At 66.1% G+C, this 20208-nt stretch carries 21 protein-coding genes; 16 read left to right on the top strand and 5 right to left on the bottom strand.

The window, feature by feature from the left end; genetic code table 11:
• The first annotated feature begins 8 nt into the window (after window positions 1-8).
• The 6 genes from cynR (at window position 9) to CAL28_RS29900 (ending at window position 5710) form a co-directional block, all read left to right on the top strand.
• Window positions 9-911 carry a transcriptional regulator CynR gene (gene cynR / locus CAL28_RS03560; protein WP_094840011.1) on the top strand — a complete coding sequence of 301 codons (903 nt, stop codon included), beginning with the start codon at window positions 9-11 and terminating at the stop codon, window positions 909-911.
• A 121-nt stretch (window positions 912-1032) separates the two neighbouring features.
• Entirely contained in the window at window positions 1033-2094 is a 1062-nt protein-coding gene (locus tag CAL28_RS03555; RefSeq protein ID WP_094840010.1) for a Bug family tripartite tricarboxylate transporter substrate binding protein, read from the top strand.
• 21 nt (window positions 2095-2115) lie between these two features.
• Complete coding sequence (locus CAL28_RS03550) at window positions 2116-3135, top strand: succinylglutamate desuccinylase/aspartoacylase family protein (RefSeq protein ID WP_094840009.1); 1020 nt, start codon at window positions 2116-2118, stop codon at window positions 3133-3135.
• The gene (locus tag CAL28_RS03545; protein WP_094840008.1) at window positions 3135-4199 is read left to right on the top strand and encodes an Ldh family oxidoreductase; all 1065 of its coding nucleotides are present in this window, start codon (window positions 3135-3137) and stop codon (window positions 4197-4199) included. The genes CAL28_RS03550 and CAL28_RS03545 overlap by 1 nt, the downstream gene beginning before the upstream one ends.
• A gap of 45 nt (window positions 4200-4244) precedes the next feature.
• Complete coding sequence (locus tag CAL28_RS03540; RefSeq protein WP_094840007.1) at window positions 4245-5399, top strand: UxaA family hydrolase; 1155 nt, start codon at window positions 4245-4247, stop codon at window positions 5397-5399.
• Window positions 5396-5710 (top strand): UxaA family hydrolase, encoded by a 315-nt coding sequence (locus CAL28_RS29900; protein ID WP_094840006.1) that lies wholly within the window; start codon window positions 5396-5398, stop codon window positions 5708-5710. The genes CAL28_RS03540 and CAL28_RS29900 overlap by 4 nt, the downstream gene beginning before the upstream one ends.
• 37 nt (window positions 5711-5747) lie before the next feature.
• On the opposite strand, the gene CAL28_RS03530 is transcribed toward CAL28_RS29900, so the two are convergent.
• Complete coding sequence (locus CAL28_RS03530; RefSeq protein ID WP_254925969.1) at window positions 5748-6242, bottom strand: RcnB family protein; 495 nt, start codon at window positions 6240-6242, stop codon at window positions 5748-5750.
• Between the two features lie 197 nt (window positions 6243-6439).
• On the opposite strand from CAL28_RS03530, the gene CAL28_RS03525 reads away from it, so the two are divergent.
• The 4 genes from CAL28_RS03525 to CAL28_RS03510 all read left to right on the top strand — a co-directional run bounded on the left by CAL28_RS03525 (window position 6440) and on the right by CAL28_RS03510 (window position 10837).
• Complete coding sequence (locus CAL28_RS03525) at window positions 6440-6799, top strand: type II toxin-antitoxin system prevent-host-death family antitoxin (protein WP_094840005.1); 360 nt, start codon at window positions 6440-6442, stop codon at window positions 6797-6799.
• Entirely contained in the window at window positions 6799-7431 is a 633-nt protein-coding gene (locus tag CAL28_RS03520; RefSeq protein ID WP_094840004.1) for an AAA family ATPase, read from the top strand. The genes CAL28_RS03525 and CAL28_RS03520 overlap by 1 nt, the downstream gene beginning before the upstream one ends.
• Window positions 7432-7644: 213 nt before the next feature.
• A complete protein-coding gene (locus CAL28_RS03515; RefSeq protein ID WP_094840003.1) occupies window positions 7645-9171 on the top strand; it encodes an ATPase domain-containing protein in 1527 nt (508 codons plus the stop codon).
• Window positions 9158-10837: an ATP-binding protein gene (locus CAL28_RS03510; RefSeq protein ID WP_094840002.1), complete on the top strand. Its 1680-nt coding sequence runs from the start codon at window positions 9158-9160 to the stop codon at window positions 10835-10837. The genes CAL28_RS03515 and CAL28_RS03510 overlap by 14 nt, the downstream gene beginning before the upstream one ends.
• 21 nt (window positions 10838-10858) lie before the next feature.
• Here CAL28_RS03510 and CAL28_RS03505 read toward each other — a convergent pair whose 3' ends face one another.
• A complete protein-coding gene (locus tag CAL28_RS03505; protein WP_094840001.1) occupies window positions 10859-12109 on the bottom strand; it encodes a flavin-containing monooxygenase in 1251 nt (416 codons plus the stop codon).
• 237 nt (window positions 12110-12346) lie between these two features.
• Between CAL28_RS03505 and CAL28_RS03500 the strand changes: the two genes are divergently transcribed.
• From CAL28_RS03500 to CAL28_RS03480, 5 genes are read left to right on the top strand one after another with little or no spacing between them, the layout of a single operon-like run.
• On the top strand, window positions 12347-13468 hold the full coding sequence (locus CAL28_RS03500) for an ABC transporter ATP-binding protein (protein WP_094840000.1): 1122 nt from the start codon (window positions 12347-12349) through the stop codon (window positions 13466-13468).
• Window positions 13465-14463 (top strand): NAD(P)H-quinone oxidoreductase, encoded by a 999-nt coding sequence (locus CAL28_RS03495; RefSeq protein WP_094839999.1) that lies wholly within the window; start codon window positions 13465-13467, stop codon window positions 14461-14463. Before CAL28_RS03500 ends, CAL28_RS03495 begins: the two co-directional genes overlap by 4 nt.
• 5 nt (window positions 14464-14468) lie before the next feature.
• A complete protein-coding gene (locus CAL28_RS03490) occupies window positions 14469-15086 on the top strand; it encodes a glutathione S-transferase (RefSeq protein ID WP_217906539.1) in 618 nt (205 codons plus the stop codon).
• Between the two features lie 11 nt (window positions 15087-15097).
• The gene (locus CAL28_RS03485) at window positions 15098-15586 is read left to right on the top strand and encodes a type II 3-dehydroquinate dehydratase (RefSeq protein ID WP_254925968.1); all 489 of its coding nucleotides are present in this window, start codon (window positions 15098-15100) and stop codon (window positions 15584-15586) included.
• A gap of 11 nt (window positions 15587-15597) precedes the next feature.
• The gene (locus CAL28_RS03480; protein ID WP_094839997.1) at window positions 15598-16557 is read left to right on the top strand and encodes a 2-hydroxyacid dehydrogenase; all 960 of its coding nucleotides are present in this window, start codon (window positions 15598-15600) and stop codon (window positions 16555-16557) included.
• Window positions 16558-16651: 94 nt separating this feature from the next.
• Here the strand turns inward: CAL28_RS03480 and CAL28_RS03475 are convergent, their stop codons facing one another.
• From CAL28_RS03475 to CAL28_RS03465, 3 genes are all read right to left on the bottom strand, one after another.
• Window positions 16652-17473: an ABC transporter permease gene (locus CAL28_RS03475; protein WP_094839996.1), complete on the bottom strand. Its 822-nt coding sequence runs from the start codon at window positions 17471-17473 to the stop codon at window positions 16652-16654.
• 1 nt (window position 17474) lies between these two features.
• Entirely contained in the window at window positions 17475-18329 is an 855-nt protein-coding gene (locus tag CAL28_RS03470; RefSeq protein WP_094839995.1) for an ABC transporter permease, read from the bottom strand.
• 94 nt (window positions 18330-18423) lie between these two features.
• A complete protein-coding gene (locus CAL28_RS03465; RefSeq protein ID WP_094839994.1) occupies window positions 18424-19449 on the bottom strand; it encodes an ABC transporter substrate-binding protein in 1026 nt (341 codons plus the stop codon).
• A 326-nt stretch (window positions 19450-19775) separates the two neighbouring features.
• Between CAL28_RS03465 and CAL28_RS03460 the strand changes: the two genes are divergently transcribed.
• The gene (locus tag CAL28_RS03460) at window positions 19776-20189 is read left to right on the top strand and encodes a RidA family protein (protein ID WP_094839993.1); all 414 of its coding nucleotides are present in this window, start codon (window positions 19776-19778) and stop codon (window positions 20187-20189) included.
• The last annotated feature ends 19 nt before the right edge of the window (window positions 20190-20208 follow it).

Below are 20208 nucleotides of genomic sequence, written 5' to 3'. Positions count from 1 at the left end.
GGAATGTGATGGAACTTCGACACCTGCGCTACTTCCTTGCCATCTGCGAAGCAAAGAGCTTTTCCCGCGCGGCCGACCGCCTGCACGTCACGCAGCCCACCTTGTCGCATCAGATCCAGCAACTGGAGGAAGAACTCGGCACCCGGCTGCTGGAACGGCGCGGCGCGCGCACCGAACCGACTGCCGCCGGCGAAGTGTTCCGGGCCCATGCGGCCCAGGCCATGCAGGACGTTGCCGCCGGCGTGATGGCGGTCCACGAACTGGAAGGCCTGATACGCGGCAATCTGTCGGTCGCGGTCTTCCATTCGTTTTCGAACACGCGCTTGCCCGCGGTCTTCGCGGATTATGCGTCCCGCTATCCCGGCGTGCGGATCGTCGCGCGCCAGCTGTCGCGGCACGATATGGAAAAGGAACTGCTGAGCGGCCGGCTGGATTGCGCCATCGGCTACCTGGAGCCGGCGGATGACGGACAAATCGAATCCCAGACCCTCTTCGACGAAGCCCTGGTACTTGTGGTCGGTGCGCGCCATCCCTGGGCCGCGCGACGCAGCATTGCGATGAAACGATTGGCCGAACTGTCCCTGGTCCTGCTCACCCCCGAATTCGGCGCGCGCGCATACCTGGATGATTATTTCGCCAGTATCGGCGCGACGCCCCATGTCGTGCTGGAAATGAACGCCATCGATCCCATCCTGGCGACCATACGCGACACCGCCCTGGCCACCGTCCTGCCCCAAGGCGCGGTAGGCGATACAAGGCGCGTCAAGGCCGTGCGCCTGACCGATCCCGTGCCCAAGCGCCGCGCGGCGATCCTCTGGCGCCGGCACGGGACGCGCTCGGCGGCGGCGCAACGGCTGGCCGAGATGTTGATGGCCGAATACGCCGACCGCGGCGCCGGCAGGCCGCTATAACTGCCATCGATAGGCCGCATCGAAATAAATCATTTGATCTATGGCCTTCCTCCGCCGCAGAATGAATTCCGCCACCTCATGAGCCCATAGGGCCGCCGGCGAAATTTCAAGGGGAAGTGCCATGATTCTGTTTGCTGCGGCCCGCACGGGGCCGGGCAGCCGCTCGGCTGTCCAATCCGCCAATCCGCTCATGCGCGCAAGGGTAAAACTGCGCGGCCTGATCAACGTCATTCTGATGGCCTCGGCCGCTGCCGGAATCCTGGCCGCGGCACCCGCCGCGGCGCAGGACTGGCCCAACCGGCCGATCCGGATGTTGATCCCGTTTCCACCGGGCGGCGTGTCGGACGTGATGGGCCGCTTCTGGGCACAGAAGCTGTCCGAAGCCCTGAAAACGTCCGTCGTCGTGGAAAACCGGCCCGGCGCGGGCACCACGATCGCCGCCGGCATCGTTGCCAAGGCGGCGCCCGACGGCTACACGCTGTACTTCGCGGACGTCACGACGCACGCCATCAACGCCACCCTCTACAAATCCCTGCCGTTCAAGAGCGATAAGGATTTCACGGATATCGCGCTGCTGGCGGCCGCGCCGCTGGCCCTGGTCATACCGCCCGACGTACCGGCCGCCAACCTGCAGCAGTTCATCGCATTGGCCAAGGCAAAGCCGGGCCACCTGAACTACGCGTCGTCGGGCAACGGCACCATCCTGCACCTGGCCGGCGAGACGCTCAAGCGCATGGCCGGCATCGACATGGTGCATGTCCCGTACAAGGGCAGCTCCGATGCGGTGATGGCGACACTGGGCGGCCAGGCTTCGGCGACCTTTTCGGCGCTGCCGCCCGCCTTGCCGCAGATCCGCACCGGCAAGCTGCGGGCCCTGGGGGTCACGTCGACGACGTCCAACGAGACGCTGCCCGGCGTGCCGCCCATCGCCACGACGCTGCCGGGCTTCGACATGGTCCTGTACTCGGGGATCCTGGGCCCGGCGGGCATGCCGCCGGAAATCGTCGATCGTATCAATGCCGCGGTAAGCGGCGTACTGAAGGAATCCGGGACGCGTCAGTTCTACGACAGCGTCGGCGCCGACCCGGTCGATATCAGCCCGGCCGCATTCACGGCACGGATGACATCGCTGATCGCGGAAATGGGCACGGCCGTGCGCGATTCCGGCGCGGTGATCAACTGACAATGGAGAGAGAGTCGCATCATGCCTAAAGAAAATATCCTGCGTATCGCCGGGCTGGAAGTCCAGCCGGGACAACGCGCGTCCACCCTGTTGCCTATCACGCGTACGCTGCGCGGGGATCTGGCCGTGCCTGTCCACGTGATCAACGGCGCCCATCCCGGCAAGGTATTCGCCGTGCTGTGCAACGTGCATGGCGACGAGGCGATGCCGCTGCTGTCGGCGATGCAGCTATGGCGCGAGACGGATCCGGCCTCGATGCGAGGCGCCCTGGTGATCCTGCCGGTATGCAATCCGCTGGCCTTCTCGGACTTCCGCCGCGAAAGCGCGGAGCAGCGGGAAAACACCGACCTGCACCGCTGCTTTCCGGGCAACGCGCGCGGCTCGGTGACCGAGATGATCGCGCGCGTCCTGACGGACCAGGTACTGGACCATGTCGATGCGTTGTGCGACATGCACTCGGGAGGACAGGGCGGCCGCATACACCAGCGCGCCGACCTGAACGAGGACGCCACCGGCGAGGTACGCGAGGCCAGCCTGGAACTGTGCCGGGTATTCGGTACCGGCGTGGTCCATGTGAACTTCCTGCCGCCCTCCACCGCCGTGGGCTATCTGAACAGCACCGGCCGCGCCGCGGCCGGCGTCGAGATCGGCGGCACCTACATGAGCGGCCCCATGACCGACGAATTCCAGGCGCGCGTGGTGCGCGGCCTGCGCAACCAGATGAAGTCGCTGGGCATCCTGGATGGCGAACCGGAACTGCAAGGCAGGCAGTACCTGTTCACGCGCAAGGAACGCAAGGAATCGAATCCGACACGGGGCGGCTATGTCGTCTCGCTGGCCAATCGCGTGGAAGACCTGGGCCGGCGCGTCACCAAGGGCGAGAAGCTCGGCTCGGTCGTGGACCCCTATACCCTGGAGGAATCCGAATCGCTGGCCGCGCCCTGCGACGGCATTCTTTTCTTCAGCCGCATGTCGGGGCCCGCGGAGGCCGGCGCCAAGGGTTATGCGATCGCCGATGCCGCCGGATTGCGGGAGATCTGATGCCGACCGACCATCCCGCCACGCGCTACCCCGCCGCGCGTCTGCATGAATTCAGCGTGGCGGCCCTGCGGTCGCTGGACGTCCCCACGGACCACGCCGCGCTCGTCGCGGACTGCCTGGTGGCGGCCAGCTTGCACGGCGTCGACACGCACGGCATGGCGCGGCTGCCGACCTACCTGCGCCGCCTCGCGCAAGGCGCGATCAACGCGCGCGGGGAGCCGCGCGTGGTTCGCGAATTCGCGGCGACGGCGGTGGTCGATGGCGACAATGCCCTCGGACCGCTGGCGGGCCATGTGGGCATGCGCGAGGCGATCGAGCGCGCGCGCCGCTTCGGCGTCGGCTACGTCGCCGTGCGCGCCAGCAACCATTTTTCGTATGCCGCCTGGTACTGCGAGCAGGCCGCGGCGCAGGGCATGATGGGTTTGTGCTCGTCCGGCGGCGAACCCACGGTGGCGCCCTGGGGCGGCAGGCAGGCCTTCTTTACCAACAGCCCGTTGGCGTTCGCGGCGCCCACCAGCACTGACCCATTGGTCGTCGACCTGGCCACCAGCGTGAGCTCGCGCGGGAACATACTGCTGGCGGAATTGCTGGGACAGCCGATTCCCGCCGACTGGGCGCTGGACGCGGACGGCCAGCCCACGACCGATCCCGCCCTGGCGTTGAAGGGATCCGTCCTGCCCATGGGAGGCGCCAAGGGATATGCATTGATCGTGGCGCTGGAAGTGCTGAACAGCGTGCTGGCCGACGGCGTCATGGCGCCCGACGTGAAATCGCAAGCGGCGCAGGATGGCCTGCCGGCCGGCGTCCCGCATTGCTTCATCGCCATCCATCCCGAAGCGATGATGGAGCGCGCTGCCTATCTGGCCCGTATCGATGCGCTGCTGGAACGCGCGCGCGCGGCGCCGCGCGCCGATCCGGCGCACCCCATCCGGCTGCCGGGTGAACGGCGGCGGCAGATCGCCGCCGAGCGCGCCGCCGCCGGCATTCCCTTGCCCGCCAAACTCGTCGATGAATTGCGCGCGGCGGCGCAGCGCTACGCCGCGCCGGCCGCGCCCCTGCTGTAAGGGCGCGGAATCCAATCCAGCGACCCAGTCGCACCGAGGATAGCCATGACTGCATTGACCGCCTATACGCGCCCCGATGGGCGCCGGGGCATACGCAACCTGCTGGCGGTGGTCGCCGCCACGGACGCGGCCAACCCGGTGGCGCGCCGGCTGGCCGCGGCGCTGCCCGACTGCGTCGCGATTACACCGCTCTATGGCCGTGGCCAGTTGGGCGCGGACCTGGCCTTGTCGATCCGAACGATGGTGGGGCTGGGCAGCCATCCCAACGTCTACGCGACATTGGTGGTCAGCCTGGAGCGCGTCGCCGGCACGCGCGTCTACGACGGCATCCGCGCCGCGGGCACGCCGTGCGAAGTCATGGGCATCCAGGAAGAAGGCGGCACACCCGCCCTTTTCCGGCGTGGCCTGGCCCTGCTCAAGGAATGGCGTGCGCAAGCCGAAACGCTGCGGCGCGAACCGGCGCAAATATCGGAATTCGTCATCGGCCTGGAGTGCGGCGGCTCCGACACCACTTCCGGCCTGGTCGCCAACCCGGCAATCGGCTGGGTCACTGACGGACTGGTCGACGCCGGCGCGACCGCGATTTTTTCCGAACCGGTGGAATGCCTGGGCGGCGAGGCGGCCCTGGGCGCGCGCGCGGCCAGTGCCGGCGTGCGTGGGCGCATCGACGCCACCATCCGCAAATACGAGGAAATCGCCCGGCGTGCCGGCGTGGACCTGAACAAAACCAACCCCGCGCCCGACAATATCCGCGGCGGCCTGACCACCATAGAGGAAAAGTCGCTGGGCTCCATCTGCAAGACAGGCAGCCGGCCCATCCATGGCGTACTGGACTATGGCGAGGCGGCGTCTGCGCCGGGCCTGTACTTGATGGACGCGCCCGCGCCCGCCACGGAAAACATCACCGCGCTGGCGGCCGGTGGCTGTCACCTGATTCTTTTCGCCACCGGCGTGGGAAATTCGATCGGCAATCCCGTGTCGCCCACCGTCAAGATATGCGGCAACGATCGGACCTGCCGGACATTCGCCGATCACATCGATGTCGACCTCAGCGACGTACTGCTGCACGGCCGCTCGTTGGAAGATGCGGGGGAACGGGTCCGGGACGCGATGGCCGCGGTGCTGAACGGCCGGTTGACGCGCTGCGAAATCCTGGGCGAAACCGAGACCGCCATCAGCCGCATAGGGGAATCCGTATGAAAGATCCTCAATCCTTGCTCGCCGAGGCGAAAGTGTGGGTGGTCCATCGCGACGACAATGTGGGCACCGTGGTGGGCGGCGACATCCGTGAACGAGGTCCCGTTCCGCTCGCCGGCTCGGGCCAAGGCATGGTGGACGTATGCGAGCCGGTGCCTTACGGGCACAAGGTCGCGCTGCGTCCGCTGGACGCCGGACAAGAGATCGTCAAATACGGCGTGGCGGTGGGCCGCCTGTCCAGCGCCGTGGCCGCCGGCCGCCACGTGCATGTGCACAACCTCGAATCGCAGCGCGGCCGCGGCGATCTGGGTTAGCCCAAACAGCCGCCGGCCATCGCGCCCGCGTCGATTGTCAGTTGCCGAACACCGATTCCAGCACCACACCGGTGGCCACGCCGATCAGGAAGAAATCCGGGCCGACGCTGATCCACTGGTACCCGTGCGGCGGCTGGTGCAGGTGGTAAGGCCGCCAGTCCTCGACCACATATTGATAGCCGCGATAGGGCTGGGGCACGCGTTGGCCCTTGTGCCAGCGTTCCGGCGGGGGGTCGCCCCGGTAGGCCTGGTGCCTATCGCGGTCGTCGCCCTTGGAATGGCCGGGCGGCCGGCCCTTGCCGTAGTCGTGGCGGTCGTGGTCGTGGGAATCCTTTTTCTGCGGCCCCGGGCGCCCGTGGTCCTGTCCGGAAAGACCGTCGCCGCGCGGTGGCCCGGGAGGGCCGTTGCCGCGTTGCGGGCCCTGGGAGCCGTTGCCATGCTGTTGTCCCGGGGGCCCGGGCTGCGCCCATACATAGCTGCAACTGGTCGCGAGCATCGTCGCCACTACCGCCGACGCGATCTTTCTTTTCATTCTCACGGCTTACTCCTGCGATGTCGGCACATGCCGACGGCCCGACTATATCGGCGCCCAATGGATGAGAAGCGCGCATTCGTTACCTGCCGTAAGGGCGGCCCCGATTTGAAATCGACTGTGACACCCATTCGTGGAAGCCGGTTCAATTTGGGAATTATGGGTAAAATGGCCAAATCGATACGCCGGATGACGCCATGAACCTGCCTGCCCCCCTGGACGATGCCCTGGACCGCTTGCCGGTCGCCGCCGCGTCGTCCGTCAAGAAAGAGGGCTGGCGCGGCATGATGCGCGCGCTGGCGACCGAAGGCCGGCTGCTGATCACCAATCACAATCAGCCGGAGGCCGTGATCCTGTCCACGGCCGAATACGCGCGCCTGGTGCACGCCGCGCAGGCCGCCAACCAGGCCATGCCCGATCCGCTGGCGGAGCTGCGTCGCCGTTTCGATGAACGGCTGGCGGTGCTGGACGATGACGACGCCGGGGATCGCCTGCGCGCCGCGATGCGGTCGCCCGGCCGGCTCGACGGCAAGGTCAAGGCCGGGCCCACGTATTGATGTCGCGCCCCGTCGTTTATGTGCTTGCAGGTGTGAATGGCGCGGGCAAAAGCTCGATCGGCGGCCATCTGCTGACGCAGGCGGGAATGACGTGGTTCAACCCGGATACCTTTGCCCGCGAACTGGCGCGGCACCACGGCTACGCGGTGGAAGACGCCAACGCCGCCGCCTGGAACGAAGGCGTGCGACGCCTGGAACGCGCCGTATCGTCAGGCAAATCGTTCGCCTTCGAAACCACACTGGGCGGCCGCACCATCGTGCGCAAGCTGATCGCCGCAGCGGCCACGCACGACATCCTGGTCTGGTTCTGCGGGCTGCGCGACGCAGAGCAGCATATTGCCCGCGTCCGGCTTCGCGTCGCGCAGGGCGGTCACGATATTCCTGAAGGCCGCATCCGGCAGCGCTGCCGCACGTCGCTGTTGAATCTGCTGGCCTTGATGCCCAGGCTGGCGCAATTGCGCGTCTACGACAACAGCCTCGACGTCGCCGTCGGCCAGGCCATACCGGAACCCCGGCTCGTGCTCTGGATGGACGATGGGCGGCGGATCTTTCCCGCCACGCATCGCGAGGCAAGCACGACACCGGACTGGGCCAAGCCGCTGGTCGAGGCAGCCTTCGCGGACGCGCCCTGATCCTCGATACGCGAGCGCGCGCGTTGCACGCAACCCTTCGCGCATCCGGCGCCCGCCGCATCGCACATACACACATACACACACTCGTAAACCACGCGCCCATGGCTCAGTACCAAGTGCCACACGTTGTAGCCAGATGTTCGGAGACCAGGCTGGCCATATTCGAATTTAGGGTACGCTAGGTTTGTCTGCATCAAAGCGGAGAACAGCGCGATGAGTGACAGAACCAACGGCAATACTACGAAATACAAGCCGCTGCCTCGCATTTCGACCGGCAGCGAGGGACTCGACGATATCCTGGTCGGCGGCCTCGACCGGCACCGCATGTATCTGTACGAAGGCAACCCCGGTACGGGCAAGACCACCATTGCCATGCAGTTCCTGCTGGAGGGCGCGCGACAGGGCGAACGCGTCCTCTACATTGCCTTGTCCGAAACCCGCCAGGAAGTGGCCCTGGTGGCGGAACGCCATGGCTGGTCGCTGGACGGCATCGACATCTTCGAACTGGTGCCCTCGGAGACCACGCTGGATCCGGAACGGGAACTGACGGTACTGCACCCGGCCGAGGTCGAGCTGAACGAGACGACCAAGCTTATCCTCGACAAGGTCGAAGCAGTCAATCCTTCGCGGGTGGTGCTGGACAGCCTGTCGGAATTGCGGATGCTGGCGCAAACGCCGCTGCGTTACCGCAGGCAGGTATTGGCGCTTAAGCACTTCTTCGCCAGCCGGCAATGCACGGTCGTGCTGCTGGACGATCTCTCGTCGGATTCCGTGGATCTGCAATTGCATTCGATTTCGCACGGCGTCATATCGCTGGAACAGCTTGCCATCGACTATGGCGCGCAGCGCCGGCGGCTGCGCGTCGTGAAGATGCGGGGCATCGATTTCCGCGGCGGCTATCACGACTTCACGATCAAGAAGGGCGGCCTGGCCATCTATCCGCGGCTTGTCGCGTCGGAGCACCACAAGCCCTTCCCGCGCGACCTGACTTCCAGCGGCAACCCGCGCCTGGACGATCTGTTGGGCGGGGGGCTGGAGCGCGGCACCAACGCCTTGCTGATCGGTTCGGCCGGTGTCGGCAAATCCTGCATCGCATTGATGTACGCGCTCGCCGCGGTCCACCGCGGCGAGCGCGCGATCGTCTTTGCCTTCGACGAAGGGCGCGGCACGCTGGAAGCCCGCGCCGAAGGACTGGGCATGCCCGTCAAGGCGGCGCTCGATAGCGGCCTGCTCACCATCCAGCAGGTCGATCCGGCCGAGCTGTCCCCCGGCGAGTTCGCCTCCATCGTGCGCGACAGCGTGGACCAGGGCGGCGCGCGCATCGTCGTGATCGACAGCCTGAACGGCTACCTGAACGCGATGCCGGACGGCCGCTTCCTGATCCTGCAAATGCACGAACTGCTGACCTATCTCGGCCAACAGGGCGTGAATACGATATTGGTGCTGGCCCAGCATGGCCTGGTGGGGCCGATGGAGACACCGCTGGATATCAGCTACCTTAGCGATGCGGTACTGATGCTGCGGTACTTCGAATACGGCGGCACGGTACGGCGCGCGCTTTCCGTCGTGAAAAAACGCAGCGGCCGCCATGAGCAGACGATACGGGAATTCCGGCTATCCTCACGCGGGGTGGAGGTCGGGCTGCCCTTGACGTCCTTCAGCGGTGTATTCTCCGGCACCCCCCAGTACACCGGCGAAAGCCTTCCTCCCATGCCGAGCGACGACAATGGAGCTGCTTGACGAGCGCGAAGCCCGCGTTCTTGTCTTTGCCCCGATAGGCCGGGATGGGCCGGCATCGGCCGCCGTGCTGCGCCGGTCCGGCCTGGATGTCGAGGTCTGTACCAGCATGGACGACATGCTGGCCTGCGCGGACCAGGGCGTGGCGACCCTGTGCATAACCGAAGAGGCCTTGTTCGGCAAGAACCTGGTCGCCATGACAGCCTGGGTCGCGCGGCAAGCGGCATGGTCCGATGTGCCTTTCGTGGTGCTTACCAGCCAGGTACAGCAGCCGGCGGTGACGACCTGGCGGCAGAACATGATCGCCGCGCTGCGCAATGTCTCGCTCCTGGAGCGGCCGGTACAAAGCATCACGCTGACCAGCGCCGTGCACGCCGCGGTCCGGTCCCGCATGCGCCAATACGAGATGCGGGCGCTGCTGCATGCGCGGGAGATGGCCGCCGCGGTCCTCGAAGACACGGTGCGCAGCCGGACGAGCGAACTGGAAGCGGCCAACGCGGCGCTGCGCAAGCAGATGCAGGAACGCGCCCTCGTCGAGGAATCGCTGCGCCATGCCCAGAAGATGGAAGCGCTGGGCCAGCTGACCGGCGGCGTGGCGCACGATTTCAACAACCTGCTGATGGTGATTTCCGGCGGCCTGCAGATGCTGGATCGGCAGTCCGATCCGGACCGCCAGGCTCGCCTGTTGCGCGGCATGAAGCAGGCGGTGGAACGCGGCGCCGGCCTGACGCGCCAGTTGCTGACGTTCTCGCGGCGCCAACCCCTGCAGGCGGAAACGATCGACCTCGCGCGGCGTATCCAGGGCATGCGCGAAATGCTGGAACGCAGCCTGAGAGGCGACATCAAGGTCAGCCTGAGCCTGCCGGACACGCTGTGGACGGTCGAGGTCGATCCGGGCGAGCTCGAGCTGGTGCTGCTGAACCTGGCGGTCAACGCGCGCGACGCGATGCCGGCGGGGGGCACCATCGAGATCCGTGCCGAAAACGTACCGAACATGGACGAAGGCGGCCTGCAAGGCGACTTCGTAAGTCTTTCGGTCGTCGATTGCGGAACCGGAATGACGGAAGAAGTGAAGGCGCGGGTCTTCGAACCCTTCTTCACCACCAAGGACGTCGGCAAGGGTTCCGGCCTGGGGCTGGCGCAGGTCTATGGTTTCGCGCGGCAATCGGGCGGCAGCGTGCAGGTCATCAGCGAACTGGGCATGGGCACCACCGTGCGCCTCGTGCTGCCACGCTCGCGCAGGCCTTTATCCGCCGCCGCCCAGCCCGATAACGCGCCCCTTGCGGAGGCGGCGCACTGCGCGCACGTGCTGCTGGTCGAGGATGACGACGAGGTGGCGGCACTGGTGGCCGAAATGATCATGCAGCTGGGCTTCGAGCCCACCCGGGTCGCCAGCCCCGCCGCCGCGCTGGGCGCCCTGGCCGATGGCCGGCGCATCGACGTGGTGTTTTCCGACATCATGATGCCGGGCGGCATGAGCGGCCTGGAACTGGCGCATGAGATACGGTCGCGGCGCATCGCCCTGCCCATCGTGCTGACCACCGGCTACGTGGGCCAGGAAGCGCGCGCGGCCGAAAACGACGGCATCCCCGTACTGCCCAAGCCCTACCGGGTGGAAGACCTGGGCGCCGTCCTGCGCGCCGCGCTGGCGAGCCACGCGCCGCGCTGATGGCGGCGCCGGCCGGGTGCATCAGGGTTTCCGGTAAGCCAGGTAATCGAGGTGGATGCCGATGTGATCCGCGATGTACTTGGCGTCATGCCAGACGCCCCAGATGAACGATGAGGAACGGTTCGTCAGGTTCGGCAGGCCAAGGAAATAAATGCCTTTTTCCGCCGAGATCCCGCGCTTGTGCACCGGGTAGCCGTTCGCGTCGAACGTATCGATGTCCATCCAGCTGAAATCCACCTTGAATCCCGTCGCCCACAGGATGGTGCGGATGCCCGCCTTGGCGATGTCCAGCGTGGAGATCGGATGCGTCAGGCATTCCGGATCGTCGAGCAGTTTCCAGGCATCGGGTTCGGGGGGCAGGTCCAGTCCGTTCTGCTCGATATAGGCGTCGGCCTCGCGCAAAACCTCGAAATAGTCCGCGTCGCCCTGGGCGATGTTCCTGGCCAGGCCCTCCTCGAAGGTCATCACGCCATTCTCATAGCCTTTGGTCACGCCGACCAGCGTGATGCCCATGTGCGCCAGCCGGCGGAAGTCGACGGTCTTGCCATTGTCGTAGCCGCTGACCGCGAACGCGACGTGCTCGCGCTTCGGCTTCTTCTTGACTTCGTCCCACATGCCAAGCGCGCCCAGCCACCAGCAGTAATCGCGTTGCCGGTAGGACCGGGGCGGACGATAGTGCTCGCCCACGGAAAGGTACACCTCCCTGCCCGCCAGGCGAAGTTCCTCGGCGATCTGCGAGCCGGACGCGCCGGCGCCCACGACCAATACCGCGCCCGATTCCAATTGCGCCGGATTCTTGTAGGCCGAAGAATGCAGCTGGCGGATGCCGGCATCGGCCGGGACGATCGCCGGATAGCTGGGAACCTGGAACGGCCCGGTCGCCGCAACGACGTGCAGGGCCTCGATCACGCCCTCGGAAGTGGTGACGGTGAACCCGGGCCGCCCCTCGTTGCGCCTGACGCGCGTGACCTCGACCCCGGTGCGGACGGGTGCCTCGATCATGCGCGCATAGTCCTCGAAGTACCGCGCCATGCGTTCCTTGGGCGGGAAGACCTCGGGCCCGACATCGTCGAACGCCAGGTTGGGGAAGCGGTCGTGCCAGGCCGGGCCATTGGCCACGAGCGAATCCCATCGTTCGGAACGCCAGCGTTCGGCAATGCGCTTGCGTTCCAGCACGATGTGGGCAATCCCCTTCGAGCGCAGGTGCTCGCTCATCGCGATGCCCGCCTGGCCCGCGCCGATCACCAGCGTATTGGTTGTTTCGATGGACATTTCGAATTCCTAAGTAGTATCGAGACCTTGGCGGGCAGTGTGAGCGAGATCGCACGGTTTGATAACTTCGTTTTTCGGACGCCGGGCTTAGGAAAAAGCAAATGGCTGCCCGGCGATGGCTTTCGTTTTTTCCGATGAACCGCCTCAGTATCCACAAAGGGCCGCTACCGGCGGCCTGCCGTATCCTTCGAAGCATCGATCATCAGACCGGGCTTCGACCTGTCGAGCCAGCCGCCCATGCAGACCAGCCCTCTTCCCCCGGAATCCGCCACCGCCGTCAGCCTGGAGGGCGTGGTCAAGAAGTACCGCGACCAGACGGTGCTGCAGGAACTGTCGCTGAAGATCCGGCGCGGCGAATTCCTGACCCTGCTGGGGCCTTCCGGCTGCGGCAAGACCACCCTGCTCAATCTGATAGCCGGCTTCGCCCAGGCCGACAACGGCGAAATCTTCATCGACGACCAACTGGTCACGGACCTGCCGCCCTACCAACGGCAGATCGGCATCGTGTTCCAGAACTACGCGCTTTTCCCCCACATGACGGTGGAACGCAATATCGGCTACGGCCTGCGCACGCGCCGCCTGCCATCCGCCGAAATCGAGCAGCGCGTGCGCGACGCCATGGCGCTGGTCAAGCTGGATGGACTGGGCCAGCGCAAGCCCCGCGAATTGTCCGGCGGGCAGCAACAGCGCGTCGCCCTGGCGCGGGCCCTGGTGATCCGCCCCAAGGTCCTGCTGCTGGACGAACCGTTTTCGGCGCTGGACAAGGGCCTGCGCGGTTCCATGCAGGTAGAGATACGCGAGATCCAGCGCCAGTTGGGCGTCACCACGGTTTTCGTCACGCACGACCAGGGCGAGGCGCTGAGCATGTCGGACCGCATCGCGGTGATGTCCAGCGGCGTGATCCGGCAAATCGCCACGCCCGACGAGCTCTACCGCAATCCTCAGGACCCCTTTGTCGCCGCCTTCCTGGGCGATGTGAATATCCTGCCCGCCCATTACCACGGCTCTGACCAGGACGGCATACAGCTGCGCCTGGGGGCCGGGTTGATACGCGTCCCGCGCGAGCGGCTGGTCGGCGGTTCCCATGAAGGGCGGCGGCTGGACGTCTATGTGCGTCCCGAGCAGATACGTCTCGAAAACCTCAACGGCGGCTCCGTGCTGAGCGGGACGGTCGTCAACCACGTGTTCCAGGGCGATCACATCGACTCCTACATCGACGTGGACATCCCCGTGGCGGGACACAAGCGCGTCATGGTCCGCAGCGCCGGACTCGACGCCCCCCGGCTTTGGCCCGTGGGCGCGGTCACCGCCCTGGTCCTGCCCGACCACGGCATCAGCGTCTTCAACGCCGCGCCATGACCCATCCTCCCGCCACCATGCAAGCCGTCGTCGCGCGCCAGCCCGGCGACGCCGACGTACTGACCGTCGCCACGCGGCCCGTCCCCACCCCGGCCACGGGCGAAGTGCTGCTGCGCGTGCGCGCCGCCGGCGTCAACCGACCCGACATCATGCAGCGGCAAGGCCTGGCCAAACCGGCGCCGGGGGTGACCGACATCCTGGGCCTGGAAGTGTGCGGGGAAGTCGCCGCATGCGGTCCCGGCGTGCCGGAGACCCTGCTCGGCCAACGCCTCATGAGCCTGCTGCCGGGCGGCGGCTATGCCGAATGGTGCGTGGCGCGGACGGACCACTCGCTGCCGGTGCCCGACGGCATCGGCGACGATGCCGCCGGCGCCCTGCCCGAAGGACTGTTCACGGTCTGGCACAACCTCTTCGAACTGGGCGGCCTGCGCATGGGCGAGACGGTGCTGATACACGGCGCCGCCGGCGGCATCGGTACGCTGGCGATCCGCATGGCCCACGCCGCCGGCGCCAGGGTCATCGCCACCGCCGGCCGGACCGATCGCCTGCCCGCTTTGCGCGATATGGGCGCGGCGCATGCCATCTGCTACCGCGACGAGGATTTCGTCGCCGCCTGCCAGGATTACACCCGAGGTCGCGGCGTGGATGTCGTGCTCGACATGGTCGGCGGCGATTACGTGCGCCGCAACCTGCAGGCGCTGGCCTTTGGCGGACGCCACGTCAGCCTGTCCTTCCTGCAGGGGTCCTCCGTCAATATCGATCTTCTGACCCTGATGCAAAAACAACTGAGCCTGCATTCATCCACCCTGCGGCCGCAGAGCGCGGCGGAAAAGGCACGCATGGCCACAGCCATCGCCACGCACGTGCTGCCGCTGGTCGACGACGGCCGCATCCGTCCCCGCATCCACGCCGGCCTGCCCCTGGCCGCGGCGGCCGAGGCCCATCGGATGCTCGAAAGCGGCGCGGTATTCGGCAAGGTGGTGCTCCTGCCATGACCGCGCTGCAACTGCTTTATGCCCCAACATCGCCCTACGTCCGCAAGGTCATGGTCTGCGCGCACCTGGCCGGGGTGGCGGACCGCATTCGATTCCTGGACAGCGCCGCCCACCCGATACGGCGCGACGGACGCATCGCCGCGCACAATCCGCTGGCCAAGGTCCCGACCCTGATCCTGCCCGGCGGCCAGGCGCTGTACGACAGCCGCGTGATCTGCGAATACCTGGCCAGCCTGGGCGCGAACGACCACCTCTTTCCCGGCGACGGTCCGGAGCGATGGCTGGCATTGACCCGCCAGGCGCTGGGTGACGGCCTGCTCGACGCCGCCCTGCTGGCCCGCTATGAGTTCACCGCGCGGCCCGCCGAACGCCAGTGGCCCGAATGGCGCGAGGCCCAGCTCGTCAAAGTGGCTGCCAGCCTGGACGAAATCGAAGCCCAGGCGCCTGCCCTGGCGATACGGCGCCCAGCCATCGGCGACGTGGCGATCGGCTGCGCCCTGGGCTACCTGGACTTCCGCTTCCCCGACATCGACTGGCGCGCCGGCCATCCCCGCGCGGCCCGCTGGTTCGAGGAATTCCTGGCCTTGCCGGCCATGCAAGCGACCGCGCCACACGAAGCCTGAGGCCTGCCACCGTGAACAGCCCCATCAATGCCCCCGCCCCCGCCACCGACGCCGACGCCGCGACGGTCTGGTTCCTGAACGGCCCCAACGCCAATCTCTACGGCCTGGACGCGAACAAGACATACGGTTCGGAAAGTTTCCCCGTCCTGCGCGAGCGCTGCCAGAAGAAGGCCGCCGAACTGCGGATGACGCTGAATTTCGTCCAGTCCAACCACGAAGGCCAGCTGGTCGACTGGATCCAGGAAGCGCGCGGCGTGGCGCGCGGCATCATTATCAACGCGGCGGGCCTGACGTATTCCTCCGTGCCCATCCTGGATGCGCTGCTGTCCTTCTCCGGCCGCATCATCGAAGTGCACATGAGCAATATCTGGCGACGCGAGAGCTTTCGCCATCATTCCTATATTTCCAAGGCGGCCGACGGCGTCATCGCCGGGCTGGGCGCCGAAGGCTACGAACTGGCCATCGAAGCCATGGCACGCCTGATCCGCCGGGCCGATTGAAGGACGACCCGATGAGCGCATCGACTACCGCGACGCCGTCAGGGTCGCTTGTATTCCACAGCGATTTCGACGACTTCGCGACCTGGCGCGACGCGCTGCGGGCGCGGCTGCCGCGGCTGGACATCGTTCACGCCAGCGAGATGTCCGACCGCTCGCGTATCCACTACGTCCTGGCCTGGAAGCCGCCCGAGGGCTTCTTCGACGGCATGGCCAATCTGCGCCTGATCGTCAATCTGGGAGCGGGCGTGGATTCTCTGGTCGGCCGCCGGGATCTTCCCGCCGGGGTGCCCATCACACGCATCACCGACCCGCACATGGGCCGGATGATGGCCGGCTATGTGCTCTTCGCCACGCTGCGCTATGCGCGCGATATCCCTCATTTCGAACAGGCGCAGCGGCGCGGCGAATGGGCGTACCGCCATCCCCGCTCCCCCGAGGACGTGCGCGTGGCCGTCCTTGGCCTGGGCGAGCTTGGCGCCTATGCCGCCCGCGAACTGAGCCGCCAGGGGCTGACCGTCCTGGGTTGGTCGCGCAGTCCGCGGCAAATCGAAGGGGTGCAATGTCACTCGGGCATGGATGCGCTGGATAGCGTGCTGTCGCAAGCCGATATCGTCGTCCTCATGCTGCCGTTGACGCCGCAAACGCGCGGCCTGCTGGACCGGCAACGCCTGCAACGGCTGCCGCGCGGCGCCGCGCTGATCAATGTGGCGCGGGGCGCGCTGGTGGACCAGGCCGCCATGACGGACCTGCTGCGCAGCGGCCATATCGGCGGCGCCACGCTGGACGTTTTCGAGCGCGAACCGCTGCCGGCCGACGACCCGCTATGGCAAATGGACAACGTACTGATCACCCCGCACCTTGCGTCCGTCGCGATCCCGGCCTCCGCCGCCCTGCAGATCGCCGACAACATCCTGCGCGTGTCCGACAATCTGGAACCGGCCAACCGGGTCGACGCCGCACGCGGCTATTGATTGAACGCCCCCCATGCCAATGCGGCTGCCATGCCGCCGCATTGGCATTTCACGTGCCGCACGCTCGCGCGAAGCGCCCGCCGGCCCCAGCCGCCTAGCGGGTTTCCTCGATATTGAGGATTTTCCCCAGGCCCAGGAAGTAATTCGCGAACGCCAGCACGCTGGCCGTCACCGCGATATAGACGACCGACAAGGCGGCCAAGGTGGGGTCCGCGAACTCGCGCACGTAGTTGTACATGAATACGGGCAGCGTCTGGGTGCTCTGGGTCGTGACGAATAGCGAGGCGGTGAATTCGCTGAAGGACATAATGGCTGCGAACAGCCAGCCGCCGAACAGCCCCGGCGCGAGCAGCGGCACCGTGATCGTGAACAGCACGCGCACGGGGGACGCGCCCAGGCTTGCGGCGCTGTGCTCCAGCCGTTCGTCCAGGTTCTCCATCGAAACGTAGACGCTGCGCAGCACGAAGGGCAGCACCAGCATGATGTGGCAAAGGATCACGATGGCATAACCGCGATCCAGCTTGAGCTGCGCCACCAGGATAAGCAGGCCCAGTCCCAGCGTGAAATGCGGGATCACCAGCGGCGAGAGCAGGACGGCCTGCAGGGCGTGCTTGCCGGGGAACTCCAATCGCTTGACCGCGATCGCCAATGCCGTGCCGATCACCAGCGCCAGCACCGAGGACCAGATGGTGACGACCAGGCTGGCGCGGAAACCGTCCTTGAAGTCCGGATACGTGAAGACCCGGTCGAACCAGCGCCAGGACCACGCCGCCGGCGGGAAACTGAGCAGCGCCTTGTCGTTGAAGGAAGCCAGGGTGACTACCACCACGGGCAGCAGCACGAAGGCGAGCAGGATGCCCACCAGCAGCGGCGCGCCGATGCGCAGCCAGAACGGCGTGGCGTTACGTATTTTCATATCAATGGTCCGTCGTGCTTTTCAGCCGGCGCGTCACCCTGCCCAGCAGCAGCAGGGAAACCACCGTCAATGCCAGGCCGGCGACGCTCAGGCTGGCCGCCAGGGGGAAATTCATGGAAGAAAATCCAAGCTGGTACACCAGCGTGGAGATCGTCGGCACGCGCCCGCCGCCTATCATCTGCGGCGTGGCGAAGGCACTGAAAGTCCAGGCGAAAGAGGTGGTGATACTGGCCAGGATGCCCGGCATGGACAGCGGCAGCGTCACCGTCAGGAAGGTGCGCACCGGGCCGCTGCCCAGGCTCTGGGCGGCCTTCTCGTAATCCCGGTCGATGTGCGAGATCGCGGTGGCCAGCATGAGCACGACGACCGGGATCGTCACATGCACCAGCGCGACCAGCACGCCGACATGGGTGAACATCAGGTTCAGCGGCTGGTCCAGCACACCCAGCTTGCGCAGCACGGTATTGATGAAGCCGTTGCTGCCCAGGACGATGATCCAGGAATAGGTGCGGACGATCTCGCCCAGGAACAGCGGCGTGATCGAGACGATCAGGATGAAGGACTTCAGGAAGCGATTGCGCACGCGCACCAGCGCGTAGGCCAGCGGATATGCCGCCAGCAGCGAACAGACCGTGGTCTCCAGGCTCAGCAGGAACGTATTGGCGAACGCCTCCAGATAGATCGGCTTGTCCAGCCCGGTGAAGTTCGCCAGCGTCAGGCCGCCGACGTCCATCGATCCCGGCACGAAGGCGCGCAGGCTGTACTGGAACACCGTTATCAGCGCGGCGCATATGCACAGCGCGATAAAGCCCGCCGGCGATATCAGCCATCCTCTCAGCCCCGAACGCGATTCCATAACGCCATCCGTTTTCGTCTACGTTGTCCTGCCGGAGCGCGAACGTCCCGGCAGGACCGCCTGCCGCGACTCCGCGCCTGCGCATGCCGCGCCATCAGTTCATGATGTTCTCGGTGAACCACTTGCGCCACTCGGCGGTCTTTTCCGCGCGCAGCTTGTCGTCGATGACGATGGCCTGGGTATCCCATTGCTGCTTGGTGGTGAACACGCCCGGCAAGGCGGCGTCCTCGGCCGAGACCTTGGCGTTATCCACCACCGGGCTGGCTTTTTTGTAGGCGACGATCTTGGCCTGGACCTCGGGCGACAGGGCGATGTTCATGAACTTGTACGCCAGGTCTACCTTGGTGCTGCCCTTCATGATGCCCATGGTGTCCACGCCCAGCACGGTGCCCTCTTTCGGGATGACGACCTTGATGGGAACGCCCTGCCCGATCATGTAGTACGCGTTCATGGAGAGCAGGACCTGCACGGGCGTTTCCCCGGTGGCGATCAGTTGCTGGCTATTCGCGTCGTTGGTGTAGAAGGCCTTGAAATTGGGCTTCAGCGCCTTGAGCTTTTCCTCGCCCTTTTGCCACGTGGCCGCATCGCCGCCGGACAGCATCGCGGCGACGGTGATGATGTGGCTGGGGTCGAAGTCCGGCGCGGAAATCTTGCCCTTGAGCGCCGGGTTCCACAGGTCGTTCCAGCTATCGAACTTGATGCCCGGCGGCACCAGGTCAGGACGGTAGCCGATGGTGTACACATAGGCCCAGCTGCCGATGTGATACGGGCTGATCTTCGCGCGGTCGACCAGATGCGAATAGTTCGGCAGCTTGCTCGTATCCAGCTTTTCGTACAGGCCGGCATTGACGTAAAGCCAGCCGATGTGCGAGGTGGTGAACGTAATATCGCTTTCGGGCTTGGTGGCCAGCTTGGCCTTGTTCAGCCGGTCTATCGTGCCACCGGTGATGTACTTGACCGGCACGCCCGTCTGGCGCGTGAATTCCTTGCCGATGTTCTCGTCGATCAGATCCCGGAAGCTGCCGCCCCAGGTGCTGATGACCAAGGCGTCCTCCGCGCACGCCACGGTGGCGAACATCGCGCTGGCGAGGATCCCCGCCGATATAAGCTTTCGAACCATTGCAATCCCCTTGTGCTGTGTTGATGCGCTTGAATGCTTCCGATCGAGCGCAAATGATCGGATAGACCCATCGCCGGGCCAAGTCGCCTTTTCCTTGGGCATGGCTCGCATTTCCTGACGCGCCCATGGCCGGGGCGGGGACAGTGGTGTTAACCCTGACGCCCCGCGCGGGCGGGTCGGAATTTCCGAGACAGTCCCCCGGAAAAAACAAATAGGCACGGCCGCCGCTTGGATCGACCATGGCGTCCATGCGGTCCGGCGGACTCGCCACGGCGCGGACCCGCGCGGCGACACGGACATCCGAGCCAACCTACCCCTACCCAGCCATGAAACACACCCGCATCCGCACCTTCAATACCAAGGCGACCTATCCCGAGCAGAACCTGGACAACGATCTGTGCCAGGCCGTGGTGGCCCGGGGCAGCACCGTGTTCCTGCGCGGGCAGATCGGCCAGAACCTGGACACCTCCGAAAGCGTGTGTATCGGCGACGCCGCGGGCCAGGCCGAACAGGCCATGGCGAATATCGCCATGCTGCTGAAGGAAGCCGGCGGAGAGCTCGAACATATCTGCAAGATCACCATCTACATCATCGACCCGCGCTATCGCGAAGCGGTCTACCGCGTGGTCGGACGCTGGCTCAAGGGCGTCTTTCCGGTTTCCACCGGCATTGTGGTGTCGGCCCTGGCCCGCCCGGAGTGGCTGGTGGAAATCGACGCGACCGCCGTCATTCCCGACTGACATCCGACCGGGGTTCCCG

Origin of the sequence: Bordetella genomosp. 11 (assembly GCF_002261215.1) — a bacterium.
Taxonomy (GTDB): domain Bacteria; phylum Pseudomonadota; class Gammaproteobacteria; order Burkholderiales; family Burkholderiaceae_B; genus Bordetella_C.
Note: the sequence above shows the minus strand (reverse complement) of the source record. Positions and strands in the feature narration are given on the sequence as shown.